13 protein-coding genes are annotated in these 20,098 nt (G+C 71.9%); 6 read left to right on the forward strand and 7 right to left on the reverse strand.

Going from position 1 to position 20,098, the window contains the following annotated elements; all coding sequences use genetic code 11:
* Position 1 precedes the first annotated feature (1 nt).
* The 5 genes from WMF29_RS37405 to WMF29_RS37425 form a co-directional block, all read right to left on the reverse strand.
* Complete coding sequence (locus tag WMF29_RS37405) at positions 2–1,342, reverse strand: cytochrome B6 (protein WP_437331206.1); 1,341 nt, start codon at positions 1,340–1,342, stop codon at positions 2–4.
* A 603-nt stretch (positions 1,343–1,945) separates the two neighbouring features.
* The gene (locus WMF29_RS37410) at positions 1,946–2,647 is read right to left on the reverse strand and encodes a thermonuclease family protein (protein WP_437324885.1); all 702 of its coding nucleotides are present in this window, start codon (positions 2,645–2,647) and stop codon (positions 1,946–1,948) included.
* Positions 2,648–3,014: 367 nt separating this feature from the next.
* Positions 3,015–3,245: a hypothetical protein gene (locus WMF29_RS37415; protein WP_437324886.1), complete on the reverse strand. Its 231-nt coding sequence runs from the start codon at positions 3,243–3,245 to the stop codon at positions 3,015–3,017.
* 106 nt (positions 3,246–3,351) lie between these two features.
* Positions 3,352–4,944, reverse strand: coding sequence for a S28 family serine protease (locus tag WMF29_RS37420; RefSeq protein ID WP_437324887.1), 1,593 nt, complete (start codon positions 4,942–4,944; stop codon positions 3,352–3,354).
* Positions 4,945–5,139: 195 nt separating this feature from the next.
* Complete coding sequence (locus WMF29_RS37425) at positions 5,140–5,658, reverse strand: hypothetical protein (protein WP_437324888.1); 519 nt, start codon at positions 5,656–5,658, stop codon at positions 5,140–5,142.
* A gap of 612 nt (positions 5,659–6,270) precedes the next feature.
* Between WMF29_RS37425 and WMF29_RS37430 the strand changes: the two genes are divergently transcribed.
* From WMF29_RS37430 to WMF29_RS37440, 3 genes are all read left to right on the forward strand, one after another.
* Positions 6,271–10,587 (forward strand): VIT domain-containing protein, encoded by a 4,317-nt coding sequence (locus WMF29_RS37430; protein ID WP_437324889.1) that lies wholly within the window; start codon positions 6,271–6,273, stop codon positions 10,585–10,587.
* On the forward strand, positions 10,584–11,837 hold the full coding sequence (locus WMF29_RS37435) for a hypothetical protein (RefSeq protein WP_437324890.1): 1,254 nt from the start codon (positions 10,584–10,586) through the stop codon (positions 11,835–11,837). The genes WMF29_RS37430 and WMF29_RS37435 overlap by 4 nt, the downstream gene beginning before the upstream one ends.
* A gap of 133 nt (positions 11,838–11,970) precedes the next feature.
* Positions 11,971–12,846, forward strand: a complete 876-nt coding sequence (locus WMF29_RS37440; protein WP_437324891.1) for a Uma2 family endonuclease — start codon at positions 11,971–11,973, stop codon at positions 12,844–12,846.
* A 74-nt stretch (positions 12,847–12,920) separates the two neighbouring features.
* On the opposite strand, the gene WMF29_RS37445 is transcribed toward WMF29_RS37440, so the two are convergent.
* Positions 12,921–13,817 (reverse strand): dienelactone hydrolase family protein, encoded by an 897-nt coding sequence (locus WMF29_RS37445; protein WP_437324892.1) that lies wholly within the window; start codon positions 13,815–13,817, stop codon positions 12,921–12,923.
* A 63-nt stretch (positions 13,818–13,880) separates the two neighbouring features.
* A complete protein-coding gene (locus WMF29_RS37450; RefSeq protein WP_437324893.1) occupies positions 13,881–14,288 on the reverse strand; it encodes a response regulator in 408 nt (135 codons plus the stop codon).
* A 1,202-nt stretch (positions 14,289–15,490) separates the two neighbouring features.
* On the opposite strand from WMF29_RS37450, the gene WMF29_RS37455 reads away from it, so the two are divergent.
* The 3 genes from WMF29_RS37455 to WMF29_RS37465 all read left to right on the forward strand — a co-directional run bounded on the left by WMF29_RS37455 (position 15,491) and on the right by WMF29_RS37465 (position 20,054).
* On the forward strand, positions 15,491–16,390 hold the full coding sequence (locus WMF29_RS37455; protein WP_437324894.1) for a protocatechuate 3,4-dioxygenase: 900 nt from the start codon (positions 15,491–15,493) through the stop codon (positions 16,388–16,390).
* A 204-nt stretch (positions 16,391–16,594) separates the two neighbouring features.
* On the forward strand, positions 16,595–17,878 hold the full coding sequence (locus WMF29_RS37460) for a diaminopimelate decarboxylase (RefSeq protein ID WP_437324895.1): 1,284 nt from the start codon (positions 16,595–16,597) through the stop codon (positions 17,876–17,878).
* A 91-nt stretch (positions 17,879–17,969) separates the two neighbouring features.
* Positions 17,970–20,054 carry a bifunctional metallophosphatase/5'-nucleotidase gene (locus tag WMF29_RS37465; protein ID WP_437324896.1) on the forward strand — a complete coding sequence of 695 codons (2,085 nt, stop codon included), beginning with the start codon at positions 17,970–17,972 and terminating at the stop codon, positions 20,052–20,054.
* The last annotated feature ends 44 nt before the right edge of the window (positions 20,055–20,098 follow it).

Below are 20,098 nucleotides of genomic sequence, written 5' to 3' on the forward strand. Positions count from 1 at the left end.
CCTAAAGTACTCGGAGGAACGCCGTGAGATCGGCCTTCTCCTGCGCCGTCAGCTTCGTGCCGAGCACGAGGTTGAAGAACTCCACGGTGTCCTCCAGCGTGAGCAGGCGACCGTCGTGCAGGTAGGGAGGGCTGTCCTTGATGCCGCGCAGCGGGAACGTCTTGATGGGGCCGTCCGCGGTCGCCATCCGCCCGTTGATGAGCACGGGCTTGAAGAAGCGCTCCGCCCGCAGGTTGTGCATCAGGTTGTCCGTGTAGTACGGCGCGACATGGCACGTCGCGCACTGGCCCTTGCCGTTGAAGACCGCCTCTCCGCGGAGCTCCTCCGGCGTGGCCTTCGCGGGGTCGAGGCGCCCGTTCAAGGCGAGCTTCGGCGCCGGGGGGAAGTCGAGGATCTCCTGGAACTCGGACATCGCGTGTACCTGGTGCCCGCGGTCCAGGATGTTGATCCCCTTCTTCACGGCGATGACGGGGTCACCGTCGAAGTACGCCGCTCGCTGCTCGAACTCGGTGAAGTCCTCGACGGTCTTGAGCGCGCGCTGCGAGCCGAAGAGGCGCTGGATGTTCACGCCGCGCAGCGTGGGGGTGTCGAGGCGGTGACGGAACTCCTGCGGCCTTATGTCGCCCACGAGGTGGGTCGCGTTGTTCGTGTGCCCGTTCGCGTGGCAATCGAAGCAGGCGACGCCGAGGCTCGCCTTCTCCGAGCGCCGGTCCGAGGTCGCGTTGAACTGCATCTGCGGGAACGGCGTGACGAGGAGGCGGAGCCCCTCGAGCTGCTTCGGGTTCAGGATGCCGTTGAAGAGCTCGTAGAAGTTGTCGATCGTGACGAGCTGCCCCTTGGAGACGTCGCCGAGATCAGGCCGCGTCGTGAGGTAGATCGGCGCCGGGAACTCGGAGATGAGGTGATCCGGAAGATCGAAGTCGAGATCGAAGCGCGTGAGATCGCGCCCGGTCTGGCGCTTCAGCTCCTCGATCTGGAGCTTCGGGAAGACCATCCCGCCTTCCGGCTGGTTCGGGTGGGGCAGCGGCAGGAAGCCCTGCGGCCAGAGCCCCTGATCCCGGATGGCGTCGGGCGTGAGCGCCGCCAGCGATTCCCACGTCGTCCCCTTCTCGAGCTTCACCCGGACGCCGCCCTGGACGGGCTTGCCGCGCGACATGGTGACCCCCGGCGCAGGGCGGTTGGCGAGGTCGTACCGCGCCTCGAGCAGCGTCTGGTGGCGCTTCATCACCGCGGGCTTGTCGGCCTTCATCCGGGCGACCAGCTCGGCGAACGGCTCCTTGTCGACGACCGGCAGGTAGCTCGTGCGCGGCGTGGCGGGGCCGGGCGGCGGATTCGCGTTCATGGGCGCCCTCGGGCCCGTCGGCGCGACCGCCTCGGGCGTCCCCGGCGGCGCGTCGCGCGTGCTGACGGGCTCCAGAGGCACCGCCCCCGGCGTCGAGGCGCAGTGCACGAGGCCGAGGGAGAGCGCCGCAGTGCACGCGACCATGCACGTGATATCCATTCTCTTCACAGGCATAAGAGCGGCTCCTTCACGAGGGGTACGTCGTCAGAAATGGCCGGCCGAGCGCCCCGCCTCCCGGCGCGCGGAGCTCTCGCCCGGTGCACACGAATGGCGGCTCGCCGGGCACACTGCCGAGGCGCCATGAGCAGTTCCGCCCGCAGGCGACTCCTGTGCCAGGGGCGCGCCCGCCGTGCGCTCCGTTCCTGATCAGGCGCGGAGCGGGGCAATTCGCGCGGGGAGATCGTGCCTCCTCGCTCGAATCGGCAAACGAGCACGCCTCGCGCCATCGCGGGTCACCGTGCCAACGGAGCTCACGAGCGCGCTCCGTCCAGCCGAGGAGCGGGGGTGGCGCGAGGCAAACTGCCACGATCCGTGGCATCATGGCCCGCTCCGTGTGTGCGACCGGGGCGCCGCGGGAGGCGCGCGCCCCCCACGGCGGTCGGTTCAGCCGTCCCGCCGGCGCCGCTCCGGCGTGACGCGGAAGAACGGCGCCTTGACGTCCTTCGCGTCGAAGAAGAATACCCGATCCCAGACGGGGACCCGCTCCCGCTCCGCCAGATCGTACACCTCGCCTCGAGACAGGCTGCCGACGAGCTTCGCGCTCGAATGGCCTCGCATCCTCCACCGGAACTCGTACGGGAGCAGGACGCTGGGGTCGCTGAACATGCCGCGGCGCTCGGCGAAGCTACGCCGCGCGGCCTCGGAGAGCTCCCGGGCGTGACGGAGGTTCGGGGCGACGATGTAGGTCGTCGCCAGGCCCTCCTCGAGCATCTGCCGGTTGATGAGCCGACCTCGCGACAGGACGTATCCGAGCACGCGGCCGTACACGTCGAACGGCTGTTCGTCCGTCTGGATCTCGACCTCGGCGCCGTCAGGGAGCAGCTCGGAGAGCCGCTCGGCGGCCACCTCGGCCCAGTACCCCTGCGAGGCGCCGAGGAAGTGCGTCTCCGGCGTATCGATCGAGAGCATCCGGACAGGATGGGTCACGCCGCGCTCGTCGCGCACGCGGAGCGTGTCGCCGTCGACCGTCCTCACCACCTCGGCGACGAAGCTGTCGCCCGGCAGCTCCGGGCGCAGCCCCCGCCTCCGGGAGACAAGAGACACGTAGTCGATGAACCTCCGGAACTCCGGAAGCAATCCTGCCATCGCCCCCTCCTATGATGGATAGCCCCACAGAAACCGCCGTCCGCGCGTCGCGCGGACTATCACCCTGCCCAGGCGGCCTGTTCCATGAAGATATAGAGAGGGCCCTGGCCCTAGGAAAGCGCTCGCCGCGCCTGACCCGCGGGGCGCGAGGTGGCCTGAAGCGCCGGTCGGATGGAGAGGGAGAATTGAACGCCAGGGCGCCAAGGCGCAAAGACGCCAAAAGACAAGAGAGATTATTTTACCTTCTTCGCTCCCTTGGCGCGCTGCCGTTGCAATCTTCTTCTGGCGCCTTCACGAGCTTTTTTCTCTTCTTTTGGCGTCTTTTGGCGTCTTTTGGCGTTCAATTCTTCCTCTCCTATAGCACCGCTCATCCCACCGCCTTCCGGGCCTCGCCGGCGCCGATTTCCTCCAGCAACTCATCCTCGTCCTCCCCGGCGGACAGCTTCTCCAGCGCCAGCCGCAGCTTCGGCTCGGCGCTCGCCTCGGCGGCGACGCGGATCCGTCTCTCCACCGCTTCGCCCCCGTGCGGGCGCGCCGCGAGCGCCGCAGCGACGCGCTGCTCCGGCAGCGCAGAGCCGTCCTCGACGATGCGCAGCACCTCTTCGAGGTCGTTCCCCGCCGTCCGGGGCGTCCGGATCGCGCAACCTCACTGTCCCTTTCGAACCCCAGGCCGCATCCGGGCCACCGATGGCACAGCGAGGCGATCAGAGAGCGAATCGCGGGCGCAGCATGCGCGGAGAGCGGGGGAGGGCAGCGCGCAAGGGCTGCGCCGTCACGAGCGACCGTGGCACCCCCGCCCACCGGGCGAGCGTCGCCACCGCGGCGTCCCTGTCGGCCGGGGCGAGGCCGCCGATGTGCGCGCCGTGGTTCTCGCCCGGCGCGAAATAGCGATACGAGTCCACCGCCGCGCCGAGATCGAAGGCCCCGGCGGACCAGGGGTCGTTCTCGCCGTAGATGAACAGGAGCTCGCTGCCTTCGGTAGCGACCCAGCGCGCGACGTCCTCCATCGCGGCAGGCAAGAACTCCGGCTCGACGGGGATGCTCGGCAGGCGATCGACCGACCTCCAGTCGAACGTGAGCAGGTCCGCGACATCAGCGGTATCGGGCATGGGGGCGCCGAGCTCTGTGTAGCATTGCCAGTAGTACGGCTCGAAGGCGAGATACGCAGCATCGGCGCCGGCGCTCACGGGCGAGATCAGGCCGAGGGCCAGCCACAGGTCGTCGTCGGACGCCGACGCATCCGGGATCTGGCCGCAGTTGACCTCGTGCGAGTAGAGCCAGAAGTAGAACGGGAGCCATATCACGGCGCTCTCGAGCTGCGCCTCGACGCCGAACAGATCGTAGGTCAAGCCCAGCGCGTCCGCTTCCGTCTCCGCGCGCTCGAGCATCGCCGGGCGCCGGAGCAGCACCTCGCGCCGGAACGCGGCGATGCGGTCGCGGCAGTCGGCCTCGCCGACCTGGTTCAGGAAATCGATGTAGCGTGGATCTTCAACGCCGTGGCTGAGCGGAGTCACGTAGGCCACCGTGCCGTCGACGTCATCGGGGTAGAAACGACGATGGTAGACGGAGGTCATTCCCCCCTTGCTCGCTCCCGTAGAGATCCATCTCCCGGTGTAGATCGCGCGGAACGCTTCGACGACGCGGTGGTGATCGGCGGCCGCCGCTTCGATCGTCATCTTGGTCCAATCCGCCGGGTCCGGGCGCGACGGCTGGAAGAACCGGTGCTCGATGTAGATCTGGTTTGCGTTCAAGAGCGCGGTGGGCTCTTCGATGTACTGCTCGGAGAGAAAAAGCGAGTAGCCGGTCGCGGCGAGCACGAGCGGCGCGCTCGAGTCGCGGTGGTGCAGCGCGAGCCGCTGCCGGAAGCGCTCGCCACCCGGGGCATCGTGATCGACAGGTTGTTCGAGCTCGATGACGAAGAACCGATAGCCGGGGATCTTGGACGCCTCTTCCGTGACCTCGGCGACGTCGAGCGCGCGCAGCTGATCCAGGATATCCATTGGCGCGCCGCCGCCGCCGCCGCCGCCGCCGACCGACCCGCCCACGCCGCCAGCGCCGCCGCTGCCATCGGTTGCGCCGCCGCTGCCACCGCCGCCATCGGTCGCGCCGCCGCTCGTACCGCCCTCGCCGGTCGAGCCGCCGCCGGTCGCGGCGCTCGCGCTTGTGCTCGAGCTCGCGGAAGATGTCGTCGAGGCGCTCGCCTCTCCGCTGCCGTCGTCTCCGCAGGAGGCGACGGCCGCCAGTGCGAGCGATATCAAGAAGGCCGCGCGGCTGTTCTGCATCGTCCGGTCGGCCATCGTGGCGGCAGCGTGCCCGATCGGCGTTCGGAGCGGCGTGGCGCAGCAAGATTTCCACGTTGCGGGTGAGCCCTCCCAGGGGAGCAGCGCCGGGAAGGCATGAGCAGGAGAGCGCCGTCCTCGGTCCGGCGTGCTCATTGCCAGGGTGAAGTTGCCAACGCGTGGGCCTGCACGGCGTGTCGATGCGAGCGCCGGTTATTCACAAGTCCAGGCGCCGGCGCGCACGATCTTGCCCGTGGCGCAAGCCCATCGCTCCGCCGTGATGGCCTCGATGAAGCAGGACATTGCTCTCGCGTCGATGTCAGGATCCTGTGTCCCGACGGCGCAGCCCATCTCATCGAACTTGACCGCGATCCCAGCGCCGCACGGAAAGTTCATAGCGATGACGCAATCCTCGCCGATCTCCAGCAGCTGCTCCGTCGCAACGTCGGCGGAGGTGTCGCCAGCTTCGCAGAACACCGGGCGCTCTGCGCAGGGCGTGAGGCCATCGAGCGGGATGGGATCGAACTCTCCCTCCGAATCGATGATCCCACCGAAACTCCGGTCCGGGGCGCCGCCCTGGCCTCCAGTGCCGCCCGAGACGTCCGGAACACCCGTGCCGCCGGCGCTGACGCCTGCCTCCGGGTCGCTCGCTTCACAGCCGAGACAGCTCACGACGGAAATCACAAGCAATCGATGTGTCCATTGCATCGACAGAGCATAGGGAGCTTCCATGCGGAGCACAACGCGACCCGCCGCGCGGGGTCGCCCCGCCCCCCAACCCAGGTTGGGGCGACCCGGCCCCGCGGGTGGGCGAGGCGAGTCACGTCGCGGATTTCCACCCTGATCAGCCGGCCTGTTTCATGAAGATATAGAGAAGACCCTGGCCCTCTGAAAGCGCTCGCCGCGCCTGACCCGCAGGGCGCGAGGTGGCCTGAAGCGTCGGTCGGATGGAGAGGAAGAATTGAACGCAAAGACGCAAAGGCGCAAAGACGCTAAAAGACAAGAGAGAACATTAGCCTCCCTCGCTCTCTTGGAGCGCTGGCGTTGCAATCTTCCTGCGCCTTCACGAGCTTCTCTCTCCTCTCTTGGCGTCTTTGCGCCTTTGCGTTCAATTCTTCTTCTCTTGGCGCCTGGGCGGCTCGCAGCTCGTGCCAGCACCAGGCGGCAGCCGGATGAGCGCCGCTCGCCGTCCCGCTCCGGCTTGGGGCTACGCTTCCTTCGCGCTTTCCCGTTACGATGACCAGCGCGATCGCTTCGGTAGATCGCCGGGGGGCATGGGACGTCTGCATGCGGCCCCGCGCTGGGCTCCCGGGGGCGAGGGCCACCGCGGCGAGGAGGTCTTGGATGTCGTCGCATGAACAGGTAGAGCCGGCCGACACGCCGGCAGAAGAAGGCGCTGCGAGGGCGGGGGCCGAGCTCGCGCGCCGCAGGCGAGGCCTGCGCTTCCGGCTCGCGCTCGGGGCGCTCGCGCTCGCCGCCAGCGTGACCGCGCTCGTCCTGAGCCACGAGACGAAGCCCGAGAAGACCAGCGCCATCGGCGCGCGGCTCGAGCTGTCGTCGGGGGAGGTCACGCTGGCGGCGAGCCCGCAGGACGACAGGAAGTCGACGGTGGTGTCCGGGATACCGGTCCCGGTCGGGGCGAAGCTCGCGACCGGAAAGGGCGCGCGGGCGCTCGTCCGGCTCGCCGACGGCTCGGCGGTGTTCCTCCGCGCGGACTCGGAGATCGCGCTCCGCGCAGAGGGGCTCTCGATCGCCCAGGGCGAGGTCTGGCTCGACGCGCCGCCCGAAGGGCGCAGCGGGCTCTCGCACGCGCTCGGGGACGTCAACGTCTCGGCGGCCGACGCCGGCCTGTCGATGAGGCGCTCGGGCGACGCCGTGAGCGTGTACGTGGCGCGCGGGCTCGCCGTCGTCGCGGCCCCCGGCGGGCGCGTCGAGGTGCACGCAGGGGAGCAGGCGACGGTCGCCGGCAGCGCCGCGCCCAAGGTGGCGCCGCTCGCCTACTGGGAGGACTGGACCGGAGGCATGGGCGACCACCGGCCGCTCGCGGGCGAAGGCAGCGGATCGGGCCGGATCTACGGCGTCGACCTGCAGGGCGCCCCCGGGACGCAGGCGCGGACGCTCGAGATCAGCCGGCAAGCCGTGCGGGCCGTCCTGCGCGACGGCATCGCCGAGACCGAGGTGGACCAGACCTTCTCGAACCCGGGCGGACGCCAGGTCGAGGGCTGGTACTGGTTCACCGTGCCCGAGCGGGCGATCGTGAGCTCGTTCGCCGTGGAGACCAACGGCGTGCTCGTCGAGGGCGAGGTCATCGAGCGGAAGGAAGCGGCGCAGCGGTACCAGACCGCGGTGCAGACCGGGCACGAGCCGGCGCTGCTCGAGTGGGTCGACGGGCACAGCTACCGCGCCCGCATCTTCCCCGTGCCCGCCAGCGGCTCCCGGCGCGTCGTGCTGCGCTACGTGGAGATGCTCAGCGCGCCATCGGGTAAGCTTGCTTACGTTTATCCGATGCGCGCGAGCGAGCCCGTGCAGATCGGCGAGTTCTCCCTCTCTGTGGATCTCGGCCAGGCCGGCCAGGGGCTGCAGATCGCGACGCTCGCCGACGCGGTGATCGAGGACGGCGGGCGGCGGGTGAGCATGCGGCGCAGCGGCTACGAGCCGCGCGCGGACTTCCAGCTGGAGGCCGCCGTCAAGGCCAAGCCGTCGCCGCTGCGGGTGTCGCGCTTCGCCGCGGGCGAGGACCGCGCGGACTACGTGATGGCCAGGTACGTGCCCGACGTGGACTGGGCCGAGCTCAAGGAGCTGCCCGCCGACCTGGTCGTCGTGGTGGACACGTCGGCGTCGGCCGACGAGTCGGCGCGGCAGCAGAAGGCCGCGGCCGCCGAGGCGATCCTGCGGGCGATGTCGCCGTCGGACCACTTCGCGCTGATCGCGCTCGACTCGGCGCCGGCCGTCCTGCACCCGAAGGACGGGCTGGCGGAGGCCTCGGACAAGGAGATCTCCGCCGCGCTCACGCGGCTGGCCGAGCACGCGACGGGGGGCGCGACCGACCTCGGCGCGCTGTTCGAGTCGGCGCTCGGGCGGGTGCACGGCAAGGAGCAGCCGGCGGTCATCTACATCGGCGACGGGCTCGCGACGAGCGGCGAGGTGACGGGCGCGCGCCTCGCGGAGCGGCTCCGGCGCTCGCTCACGGGCTCGCGCGCGCGCTTCTTCACCGTCGGCGTCGGCGAGAACTCGAACCACGCGCTGCTCCGCGAGCTCGCGCGCGCCGGGGGAGGACAGGCGTTCCGGATCGACGAGGCCGAGGGCTCGACGTCCGAGGTGCTGCGCCTCGCCGGCGCGATCAAGACGCCGACCATCACCGATCTCGCGATCGACCTCGGCGCAGGGCTCGACGAGCCGATGCTCACCGCGAGCGGCAAGGTGTCGCGCGGCGAGGAGGTGGTGCTGCTCGCGCGCACGCACCACGCGCTGCCCACGAAGGCGATCGTGAAGGGGCGGCTCGCGGGGAAGGAGTACACCCGCGAGCACCCCATCGAGCTCGATCGGGGCGTCGGCGCGGCGCTGGTGCCGCGCTTCTGGGCGGCCGAGAAGATGCGGCGGCTGCTCGCGGACGGCGACGACATCGAGGCGCACCGGGGCAAGGTGGTGGAGCTCGGGCTCGACTACGGGCTGATCACGCCGTTCACGAGCACGCTGGCGCTCGAGAGCGAGCAGGCCTACGTGAACCAGGGGATCCGGAGGCGGCGCTCGCCGCTCCGGGGCGAGCGGCTGACGGCGCTCACGCCCCAGCGAGAGCGCGAGCTCGCGGCGCTGCTCGCGCCGCCCTCCGCGGCCGTCGCCGCCGGGTGCGGGAGGAGCGAGCCGAGCGCGAGCTACGAGGAGAGCCCGGCGAAAGAAGGCGGCCACGGCGCGAGGGCGCAGGCGGCGGCGCCAGCGCCGGCGATGGCGCCCGCGATCGCGGAGCAGGGCAACGAGCGGGACCAGAGCGCCCGGGGGGATGTCGCCTCGCCGGGCGCCGCGCAGGCGGCCCCACCCCCTGCGCCCACCGCGACGGCGGCGCCCCCGGCAGAGGAGGCGGAGATGAAGCAAGAGCCGGCGCGGCTGAAGCAGGAGGCCGCGGCGAACCAGGCGGACGCCCCCCGCCCGCTGGATGCGCCCATGAGCGCACCGGCGGCCGGCGAGCCGCCCGCGCGCCGCGCGGCCGGCGCGCTCGGGTTCAAAGGCGCGGTGGGCGGCGGCGGCGCGATCACGCCGTCCGACGCCATCCTGCGCCTGGAGAAGGCCCGCAAGGCAGCGCCCGCGGCGGTGCGCCCCGCTCCCCGGACCTCCCCGCCGCCGAGGCGCCCGCAGGTCGCGATGGCGCCGTGCAGCGACACCGCGCGGCGGCCGCTCGCCGAGCGCATCGTCGTCTGGTCGAAGCGCCTCGCACGCGCCACGGCGGCGGAGGAGCTCATCGCGCGCTACGAGGGCGCGCTCACGACCTGCGAGCTGCCGGACTGGCGTTCGAGGGCCGCGCTCCTCTCGCTCCTCCAGGCGAAGGTGTCCACCGAGGGCGGCGCCGAGGCGCTGCTCGCCCGGTTCGGCGGCGAGCCCGAGGCGCAGCGGTTCATCGCGCACGCGCTCCTCCGGCGGAGCGTGGACCCCGCGATCAACGCGGCGGTGCGGCGCACGCTCTTCGGGGGCGTCGATCCAAGGGCGAGCTGGGCGCTCCTCGACGAGCGGCTCGCGGCGCTCCCGACGGTGGACGAGCGGCTCGCGCTGGTGCGGCAGGCGCTCACCGACCGGCCCGACGATCCGGAAGGGGAGATCCGGCGGGTGCGCCTGCTCGCGGAGGCGGGCCGGAAGGACGAGGCGCTCGCCTACGGGCGGCGGCTGCGCGACCGCGGCTTCATGAGCCCGGCGCTCGCGCTCGATCTCGGCGACGTGCTCGCGTCGAGCGGCTTCGAGGCGGACGCGCTGCGCACGTACTCGGAGGTCGTCGAGTTCGATCCGGCGAGCCCCGCGTCGCGCGCGATGCTCGGCGACGTCTACCTCCGGCACGGCTGGTACGCGGCGGCGTACCGCCAGTACACGACGCTCACGGACCTCGCGCCGGCCGAGCCCCAGGGCTGGCTGAGGCTCGCCGCGGCGGCCGCGGGCAGCGGGCGCGTCGACGAGGCGCTCCGCATCCAGCGCAAGGTCGCCGCCGCGGAGGGCACGCCGGGGGCCGACGATCCGCGCGCATGGGCGCGGCTCCTGTCGGCGGCGCGCATCGGCCGGCTGCTCGCCGGGGGCGGCGGCGCAGGCGCCGAGGCCGAGAGCCTCGCCCGCAAGCTGAAGGAGCTCCAGCTCTTCAGCGGCCCCGGGGCGCTGCGCGTCGTGCTCTGGGAGGACTACGCCGCGGAGCTCGCCCTCGCGGCGCGGGACGGCCAGGTGGACGCGGCGCTCGGCGACGGCACCTTCGCGCCTGCGGTCGGGCTCGCGGCGGTGCAGCTGCCTGCCTCGGAGCTCGCGCGCCTCGAGTGGCGCGTCCGGTTCCGCAGCGATCCGCCGGGGAGGGACGTGCGCTTCGTGGTGACGACGATCGTGTGGGACGGCGCGTCGTTCCAGGTGACGAGCGCGCCGGGGTCGATCGGCGCGAAGGACCGGGAGGTCGCGCTGGCGAGCGGCGCGCTGCCATGATCGACGTCTCGCTGCTCGGCTGGCTCCTCATCACGCTGACCTCGCCGCTGTCGCTCGTCCTGCTGCTCGTGGCGCTCGGCTCGGTGGCCTACCTCGGCGTGACGGCGCTCGAGGCCGCGCCCCGCCAGCGCGGCGCGCGTGCGGTCGGCACGGGCGCGGCGGCCTGCGCGCTCGCGGCCGGGATGGTCGGGCTGCGCGTGGGCGCGGGCGCGGGCGCGGCCGTCCCGACGGCCGCCGTGGGGATCGCCGCCGCGGCCGCGATCGGGGCGACCGCGGCGTGCGCGTGGACCTTCGGCGCGCGCGCCGCGGCTGCGCTCGGGGCGGCGCGGGCCCGCCGGAGCGCCGCGGCGCTGCGGGCGGGCGACGAGCGGCGCCGGCTGCTCGCGGCGAGCCAGCGCGCGTACGCCGAGGGAGACGACCTCGCCGCCGAGACGGCCTCGGCCGACGACGCCGTCGCGCGGCTGCGCGCCGCGGTCGGCGCGCTGGCCGACGCGCGCGCCGCGCTCGAGGCGAAGCGCGCCGGCGCGCAGGACGGGCCACGATCGGAGACGCGACCGGCGGCGAGCGCGCTCGCCGAGGACCTCGCGCGCGCGTGCGACGAGGCCGCGCTGAAGCTGTCGATGGGCCAGCGGGTGCTCGCCGCCGCGGAGGCCGCGGCGCTGCGGATCGCGTGCAACGCGCCCCTCCGGCGGCTGCTGCGGCGGCGGCCGCGCGAGGCCACGCAGGCGCTCGCGACCCTGGGCGCGGGCGCGCTCGCGCCGGCGGCGGCGTCGCTCGAGGCGTTCCTCGGCGAGGTGCGGGCGGCGCGCGTCGAGGTCATGGAGATCGCGGGGCGGCGCGCGCCGGGGGCGCTCGGTGCCGTCGACAGTGCGGCCGGTCCAGAGGCCGCGGAGGGCCCGGCGGCGCTCGCGCTGCGCGAGCTCGCCGCGATGGAGTCGGCGTACGGCGCGCTGCTAGAGCGGCTGCGCCTGGCGGAGCTCCACGCTTCGACGCGCGCCTCTGTCGAGCAGGTCGAGAGCGCCGCGGGCGCGCTCTCCACGACGGCGAGGGCGGCGGCGATCGACCCGGCGGCGATCGGCGCGCTCGTGACGGAGATAGCGCGCGCCGAGTCGGCCGTCGCCGCCGCCGCGCCGGAGGCCGGGGGCTCGCGCGCGCTCGCCGAGGCGCTCGCCGCGGGCTCGGTGGCGCTCGATCGGAGCGACGCGACGTCGCTGTCGGAGCTCATCGCAGCGCTGCGCGAGCTCCGCTGAAGCGAGGAGCGACGACCGCCCCTGAAAATCGAACGGAAAACGATGCCTGGCCGTAAGGGGTGCAAGAGATGCCCTTGGCGCGCGGCGCCCTGGGAGCCTCCCCGAGCGAGGTCGGTTGAGCTAGGCTTTGCGTGTGGTTCAGGCCCTCCCTGCCGGTTATCTCTTCGACCCTGCGGACCCGCGCGCGCCGACGAGCGAGCAGTGGGCGCGGATGACCCCGGCCGAGCGCTCGCGCGTCGTCGACATGCTCCCTGCCGAGGTCCCGCTGGAGCTCATGCCCCCCGAGGGAGACGCGCACCGCAAGGCGAAGCGCGATGCGCTCGACGCCCTGGACGGCTTCTTCCGCCGCACCGCCCGCAAGATCTACCTCTCTTCCGAGCTCGCCGTCTTCTACCCCGGCGAGCCGCGGTTCGCGCCCGACCTGCTCGCCGTTGTCGACGTCGAGCCCCACGAGCGCATGCGGTGGGCGGTCGACCACGAGGGCAAGGGGCTCGATCTCGTGATCGAGGTCCACGTCGCCGGCAGCCGCACGAAGGATCACAAGCTCAACGTCGACCGCTACGCCCGGCTCGGCATCCGCGAGTACTTCCTCTTCGACCGCGCCCGCCTGCGCCTGCACGCCTACAGGCTGCCCGCGGCCCAGGAGAGCGATCCCTCACGCCCGCGCGCCTACCAGCGCATCGTGCCTCAGGCTGGCCGGTTCGCCTCCGAGGTGCTCGGCCTCGATCTGCTGCTCGACGGCCCTCGCCTCCGCTTCTTCGCGGGCAACGCCCCTCTCGAGGACGCGGACGAGATGATCGCCCGCCTTGGCGGGATGCTCGATCAGGTCATCTCCCACCAGGAGGACGCGCAGCGCGTCGCCGAGGAGCTGGCCGCGGAGCTCGACAGGGAGCGGCACCTGCGCGAGGAGGAGCAGCGCCTGCGCGAGGAGGAGCAGCGCCTGCGCGAGGAGACAGAGAGGCAGCTTGCGCAGGCGCGCGCGGAGATAGAGCGGCTCAAGTCCCGCTGAGCGCCTGGCCGGCGAGGGGGATGGCCGCTTGAGTCTTCCTCGCCAGCCCCGCCGCCGCGCCGCCCATCAGCCCTTCAGCCCTTCAGCTTCGCCGCCAGGAACCGCCGCGCCTTCTCCCACGCGTCCGCCGCGGCCTTGGTGTTGTACCGCTCTCCCGACGGGTTCGCGAAGGCGTGGTCGGCGTCGTACCGGAGCACCTCGTGCTCGATGCCCGCGTCATGGAGCGCCTTGTCGAAGTCGTTGACGACCTCGGGCGGGATGCCCTTGTCCTGGTTGCCGAAGATGCCCAGCACGGGCGCCTTGATCGCCTTGAGCTGCGCGGGGTCGGTGACGAGCCGGCCGTAGTAGATGACGGCCGCGTCGAGCTCGGGCTCGTTCAGCGCGAGCTTGAGCGACCACGCGCCGCCGAAGCACCACCCGATCGAGGCCGTGCGGGGCGCGAGCACGCGCGCGTCCGTCGTGAGGAAGCGGTGCGCCGCGCGCACGATCTCGATCCCCTTCGCCTCGTCGACCGCCTTCATCGCCGCCATCGCGTCGTCCGGCGTGGTAGCGACCTTGCCGCCGTAGAGGTCCACGGCGAGCGCCGCATACCCGTCCTCCGCGAGGCGATCGGTCCAGTGCTTGATGTGCTCGTTCAGGCCCCACCACTCGTGGATGACGACGACGCCCGCGATCGGCGGCTTCGCGTCCCGCGGCAGGCTCAGGTACGCCTTCGTGCCGGCCACCTCGACCGTCTGTCCTCGCGCGGGCGGGGCCTTGTCCGCCCTGAGCTGGTGGAGGGCCTTGAAGTCCTCCTCCGAGAGCAGCCCGGTCGGGCTATCCGCAGCGCCGGACGACGCCGGCGCCGGCGCCGCGGCCCCGGTCGGCGGCTCGACGCGGGGCGCGGGGGACGAGGCAGAGCAGGCGGTCGCGACGAGCAGCGCCAGCGGCGCAGCCAAGCGGAGGCGGCGGAGGTGGGACAGGAGCGTCATGGCCCGCACCCTACCAGCTCGGAGCGGTGCGCCGGAAGCCTCGCCGCGAGGCGTCGCGCCCGCCTACGTCGCGACGCGCAGGCGCATCTGGCTCGACGCGACCCCCCGCCGGACCGCAGACGCCAGCGTATCCGCGGCGAACGGCTTCGCGACGAACGCATGCGCGCCGAGCCGGAACGCCCGCTCGCGCTCGCGCGGCGAGGACATCGACGAGACGATGACGACCGCGACGTCGCGATGGTGCCGGCTCTGCCGGATGAAACGGATGAGCTCCAGGCCGTCGATGTCCGGCAGGTGGATGTCGATGATCACCGCGTCGTAGGCGCCCCCGTGCATCCGCCGGAGCGCCTCGAACCCGCTCGCCGTCTCGTCGACCGCCACCGCCAGCCCGAGCTGTGGCGCCCCCTCGAGCGCGGCTCGCATGTGCGCCCGCATCGCGGCGGAGTCGTCGATGAGGAGGATGCGGGTCATGCGGCGGGTCCGGTTCGAGCTCTCGAGGGGGCGCCTAGTACACCAAAACCGACAAAATCAGAAGCGCCCGTCGGCTTTCCGACATGCGAGGGTCCCCAGCGGCGCCCCTGGCGGCCCCTCCACGTCCGGGTCCGGCTGCGCCAGCACCGTCATCGCCCGGCAAGGAGGGTCCCACGCCGAGCGGGACCACGGCGATCGTGCCTCGCCTCCCTCGGACCAGGCCCGGCTGGTCTTCGGGCGAGCGGGCTCATCCTCAGGCACGAGCCGACCTGTGCAGGCGGTCGCCAGGCCCCGACCCGTCGCCGCCCCGCGCCGGCAGCCGCTCCAAACAACGGGATCCGCGCTGGTCAGGTGCTCCGCGGCGGCCTCCGAGGACCGGCATGGCCCCTCCTCGAGCCCGCGGCGTGATCACATCGGCCCGTTCCGGGAATTCGTCTGAGTCACACAGGAAACTTTGTGCGCACCGCGCGCGCTGCACTTCTTCGCCAGGGCTGCTTCGATGAGAGCCCTGGCTCTTCCGCGAGAGTTCTGGACGAGGCGAGAGAGAGACGAGATGCAACGAGCCCGGCGGCCACGGCACGGTCCGTGCTCAGCAAGTTGGCGTGAGATGCTCCCGGGGAGGTCGGTCCTGTCCTCACCAGCCGCCCGCGAGTCGACTCGGCCTCAGCATCGGAGCGTCGATCTCTCCCTCGGCCTGGAACTCAATCTATCCTTTTGACGACGAGATCGAGCGACGATATCCCATTTGTGGTCCGTCGCTCCGCGATCGCGCACCTCGGCGCGTCGCCCGGTTCTTACTTAGGAGGGCCACGCCCGTATGTCCTTGAAGCACTGTCTCACCGTGAACAGCGGGTGGGGCAGCCTGTCCTCGGGCGGCTTCGGTACCCGTGCTCCCCGACCCATCCTCGGCGCGCTCATCCCGTCGCTCGTCATGGTGGCGTGCCAGTCCGAGACCGGGAACGGCGATGACGCCCCGGATGACGCGGCGTCGACGAGCGCCTCCTCGGGGACCAGCGGCGCTGGCGGCGTCGACCGCGGCCCCACCGCTGGCCGCGGCGCGAGCCTGGGCAGCGCCGGCGCTGGCCCCGACGCTGGCGCAAGGGCGAGGCGCCGCTCCGTGTCCGGCCAAACCAGGGTGATTGCACGGGTCAGATCAGCGACTCATCGAAGGAGACCGTTGTATGGGTAACAGGCAAGGAGCCGTGCCGCGAGATCTGATCGACTGGGTCTTCAACCGTCGGCAGCCCCTCGTCAAGCTCGGGGCGTTCGCCATCACCAAGCCCGTACTCGTGTCCTGCAGAGAGGACGACGAGATCGGCGGCGACCAGCGCGGGAGCGGCACCGGCGGCGGAGGAGGCGCATGGAACGGCCCTGGTAGCACGGGCAGCAGCGCCGCAGGCCCCTTCGCCACCAGCCCGAGCAGCGCCGGCGGCGGCGTGAGCGCAGGAGGCGCCGACGCGCTCGATCCGTCGATCTTCAAGGGCGCCGGCAGCTGCCGATTGACCGCCACCGACATCGGGGGGTCGTCCTTCATCGACGACAGCGAGATCCCGAACGACATCAGCCTGTTTCGCGACGACATCCGGGACGACCACCCCGGCTGCGAGCTCAGGCTCTATGTCCGCCTGCTCGACGCCCGGAACAACCACGAGCCCATCCCCGATGTTGAGGTCTACATCTGGCACTGTGACGCGGAGGGGCAAACCAGCGGCTTCGAGCATCAGGACCCCTCCACGCCGTCCACGGGCGCGGCCGAGCGTACGCCGGAGAGCCAGGATCGCTTCTGCCGCGGCGTGCAGCTCTCCGACCGCAACGGGATCGTGGGCTTCAAGTCGATCTATCCCGGGTCGGACGCAGGGCGGCCGGTCCACGTCCACATGGTCGCTCGCATCAACGGAGCCACGACCAGGCGGATCACGACGCAGCTCTATTTCGAAGCGGACCTCAGCGCGGAGGTCTTCAAGAAGGAGCCCGCCTACGCGGCTCGCTCGACGAACATCCCGGCGTCCAGCCTCAATCCGCCGCCAGGAAGCGTGGTCATGCCGACGACGTACACCTCGGGGCTGGTCACCAGCATTCTCAACATCATCGTCGATGCCTGAGCGCGTGGGAGTCCTCCCAGGGCGCCCGGGGGGCAGTGCCTCACCGCCCCCAGCTCGACCCGGGCCCGGCAACCCGGAACGGCGCCTGCCCGCTGCCTGCCGGACGACACGAAATTTCGAGGAAACAGGGCACCTCTCCCCTTCGCGGCGCCCGCGCGGCGGACAATCTCGCTCCGGGGCGCCAGACTGCGGTAGGGAGGTTCCATGAGCGACACGGATCGGCTGGATCCCGGGAGCATGGCGCGCGCGTTCCGCGAGGCGCGGCGCCGCGGGATGGATGTGGAGCCGGCGGTCCTGTTCCACGACCTGGGGCGCATGCGGGCGCGCATCGGACGGATCGACGCGGCGTTCCCGCCGGGCGCCCTCCACACCGTGGCGATCAAGGCGAACCCCCTCGTCGAGGTCCTGCGGGCGGCGGTCGACTGCGGCGCTGGGCTCGAGGCGGCCTCGCTCGAGGAAGTGAAGCTCGCGCTCGCCGCCGGCTGCCCTCCGGACCGCATCGTCTACGACTCTCCCGCGAAGTCCCGCGCCGACATCGCGGAGGCCCTCGGCCTGGGCGTGCGGCTCAACGCCGACAACCTCGATGAGCTCGCTCGCATCGACGAGCTCGTCCGTCACGAGGGGGCGGCCAGCCGCATCGGGCTGCGCATCAACCCGCAGGTCGGGGCCTCCAGCATCGCCTTGACCAGCGTCGCGGATCGGCGCTCCAAGTTCGGGGTCCCCCTCGAACAGGCCGACGCCGTGCGCGCCGCCTTCGCGCGGTACCCGTGGCTCGCCGGGCTGCACGTGCACGTCGGCTCGCAGGGGTGCGCGCTCTCGCAGCTCGTCGACGGGATCGGCCGCGTCGAGGCGCTGCGCCAGGAGCTCCGGCGCGCGATGGGGCCGCTCGCCGCCGGCACCATGGATATCGGCGGCGGTCTGCCTGTCGCCTACCGGAGCACGGATCGCCCCCCGGCGCTCGAGGACTACGCGGCCGCGCTGCGGCGCGAGGTGCCGACGCTCTTCGAGGAGGGGACCGCGCTGATCACCGAGTTCGGGCGCTGGGTCCAGGCCGGCTGCGGCTTCGCGGTCTCGCGGGTGGAGTACGTGAAGAAGGACTCGGCCGGGCGCACAGCGATCCTTCACCTCGGGGCCGACTTCCTGCTGCGCCGCGCGTATCACCCGGACGACTGGCACCATGACTTCATGGCGCTCGATCCCGAGGCCGAGCCCAAGGAGGGGCCGCTCTCGCCGTGCACCCTCGGCGGCCCGCTCTGTTTCGGCGGCGACGTGCTGGCCCGCGAGCTCGCGTTTCCGGAGCTGTCGCCCGGCGATCTCGTGCTTATCCGCGACACGGGGGCTTACACGCTGAGCATGTGGTCTCGCCATTGCAGCCGCGGCATCCCTGCTGTGCTCGGCGTCGATGCCGACGACATCCGGGTCTTGCGCGAGCGCGAGCTGCCAGAGGACGTCGTCGCGTTCTGGAGCCGCGGCCGCGGCCGGCCATGAGCCCGCCGCGCGGCGTTCACACGGACGTTTCCACGGGAATCCAGCATGTGAGAACATGGCGCGGCGAGCGCTGCGGCGTGGAGGAGCTGAGATGAGATCGAGCGGAGCTTCGTGGGTCCTCGGGCGATGCGCACGAGCGTGGCGGGTCACGCTCCTCGGAGCCGCGCTGTGCGTGCCGCTGGTCGCCAGCGCGGGCTGCGGAGACGACGATGTGACGACCCCCGCCGCGGTGTCCAGCGGCAGCGGCGGCGCGACGGGCACCACCTCGGGCGGAGGCGGCGCTGGGGGCTCGGGTGGCTCCGGCGGCAGTGGCGCTGCCGGCTCCGGCGGCTCCGGCGGCAGCGGCGCTGCCGGCTCCGGCGGCTCCGGCGGCAGCGACACTGCGGGCTCGGGCGGCTCCGGCGGCAGCGACACTGCCGGCTCCGGCGGCTCGGGCGGAGGCGGCGCAGCCGGCTCGGGTGGCTCCGGCGGCAGCGACGCTGCCGGCTCCGGCGGCAGCGGCGCCGCCGGCTCGGGCGGCTCCGGTGGCTCGGATGGCACCGGCGGCTCCGGCGGCGACACCGTGAGCGTGCAGATCATCGCCTTCAACGACTTCCACGGCAACCTGGAGCCCCCGACCGGCAGCAGCGGCAGGATCACCGTGTCTACCACACCCACCAACACCACCGTGGACGCCGGCGGCGTCACTTACCTGGCGTCCCGCGTGGCCGCGCTCCGCGCCACGAACCCGAACACCGTGGTGGTCTCGGCTGGCGACCTCATCGGCGCGAGCCCGCTCGTGTCGGCGCTGTTCCACGATGAGCCCACGATCGAGGCCATGAACCTCCTTGGCCTCGACATCAACGGCGTCGGCAATCACGAGTTCGACAAGGGCACAGCGGAGCTCCTCCGGATGCAGTACGGCGGGTGCAGCCCGGCCGACGGCTGCACGGACGGCACCTTCTTCCCGGGCGCGAACTTCAAGTTCCTCGCCGCCAACGTCGTCGTCGACACGACGACCGGCAGGACGCTCTTCCCGCGCTACGACATCCGCGAGTTCGACGGCGTGAAGATCGCCTTCATCGGCATGACGCTCGAGGACACGCCGTCCATCGTGACGCCGATCGGCGTCGCGGGGCTGTCGTTCATGGATGAGGTCGACACGGTGAACGACATCGTCCCGGAGCTCCAGGCGCAGGGAATCGAGGCGATCGTCGTGGTGCTCCACGAGGGAGGGCTCCCCACCGGCCTCTTCAACGAGTGCCCGGGCATCTCTGGCCCCATCGTCGACATCGCCACGAACATCGACCCCGCCGTGGACGTGATCCTCTCAGGGCACACCCATCAGGCGTACAACTGCCTCCTCGGCGACAAGATCGTGACGAGCGCGGCGTCGTTCGGCCGTCTGGTGACTGACATCGATCTGGAGATCAGCAAGAGCACGGGCGACGTGACGGCGAAGACGGCGAACAACGTCATCGTGACGCGCGAAGCGCCCGACGCGGGCGTGAGCACCCTGGTGACGCGCTACAAGGACCTCGCGGCGCCGCTGGCCAACACGCAGGTCGGCACCATCACCGCGACGCTCGACCGCGCGGTCCCGGCCATGGGCGCCGGGCTGTTCACGATGGGCGCGGTGATCGCCGACGCCCAGCTCGCCGCCACGCGCGACGCGAGGACCGGCGGGGCCGAGATCGCCTTCATGAACCCGGGAGGCATCCGCGCGGACCTCACCTACGCGGCCTCTGCCACCGAGCCCACTGACGGGGTGGTCACGTTCGGCGAGGTGTTCACGGTGCAGCCCTTCGGCAACAGCCTTGTCGTGATGACCCTCACGGGGGCGCAGATCGACACGCTGCTGGAGCAACAGTTCCGGCTGGACGCGGGGGGCGTGAGGCAAAGCCTGATCCTGCAGATCTCGGACGGCTTCACGTACACGTACAGCCAGAGCGCGCCCGTCGGCGCGAAGGTCGACATCGCCTCGATCCGGATCAACGGCGTTCCGATCGAGGCGGCGCGGACCTACCGGGTGACGGTGAACAGCTTCCTGGCGACGGGCGGCGACGGCTTCACCGTGCTCAACGACGGCACCGACCGGCTCGGCGGCGCGCTGGATCTGGACGCGCTGCGGGACTACTTCGCGGCGAACTCGCCCGTCTCCCCGCCCGTGCTCGATCGGATCACGGTCGTGCCCTGATCGGGGCAGGCCGTCGCGTGGCCTCAAGACATTGTCATGAGCAG

Source organism: Sorangium sp. So ce381 (assembly GCF_051473845.1).
GTDB classification, from domain to species: domain Bacteria; phylum Myxococcota_A; class Polyangia; order Polyangiales; family Polyangiaceae; genus Sorangium; species Sorangium atrum.

Excerpts from the sequence above, each read along its gene's own strand:
- WMF29_RS37405 (WP_437331206.1), bottom strand. The coding sequence starts at position 1,342 with ATGAACGCGAATCCGCCGCCCGGCCCCGCCACGCCGCGCACGAGCTAC.
- WMF29_RS37410 (WP_437324885.1), bottom strand. The coding sequence starts at position 2,647 with ATGGCAGGATTGCTTCCGGAGTTCCGGAGGTTCATCGACTACGTGTCT.
- WMF29_RS37420 (WP_437324887.1), bottom strand. The coding sequence starts at position 4,944 with ATGGCCGACCGGACGATGCAGAACAGCCGCGCGGCCTTCTTGATATCG.
- WMF29_RS37425 (WP_437324888.1), bottom strand. The coding sequence starts at position 5,658 with ATGGAAGCTCCCTATGCTCTGTCGATGCAATGGACACATCGATTGCTT.
- WMF29_RS37430 (WP_437324889.1), top strand. The coding sequence starts at position 6,271 with ATGTCGTCGCATGAACAGGTAGAGCCGGCCGACACGCCGGCAGAAGAA.
- WMF29_RS37435 (WP_437324890.1), top strand. The coding sequence starts at position 10,584 with ATGATCGACGTCTCGCTGCTCGGCTGGCTCCTCATCACGCTGACCTCG.
- WMF29_RS37445 (WP_437324892.1), bottom strand. The coding sequence starts at position 13,817 with ATGACGCTCCTGTCCCACCTCCGCCGCCTCCGCTTGGCTGCGCCGCTG.
- WMF29_RS37450 (WP_437324893.1), bottom strand. The coding sequence starts at position 14,288 with ATGACCCGCATCCTCCTCATCGACGACTCCGCCGCGATGCGGGCGCAC.
- WMF29_RS37460 (WP_437324895.1), top strand. The coding sequence starts at position 16,595 with ATGAGCGACACGGATCGGCTGGATCCCGGGAGCATGGCGCGCGCGTTC.
- WMF29_RS37465 (WP_437324896.1), top strand. The coding sequence starts at position 17,970 with ATGAGATCGAGCGGAGCTTCGTGGGTCCTCGGGCGATGCGCACGAGCG.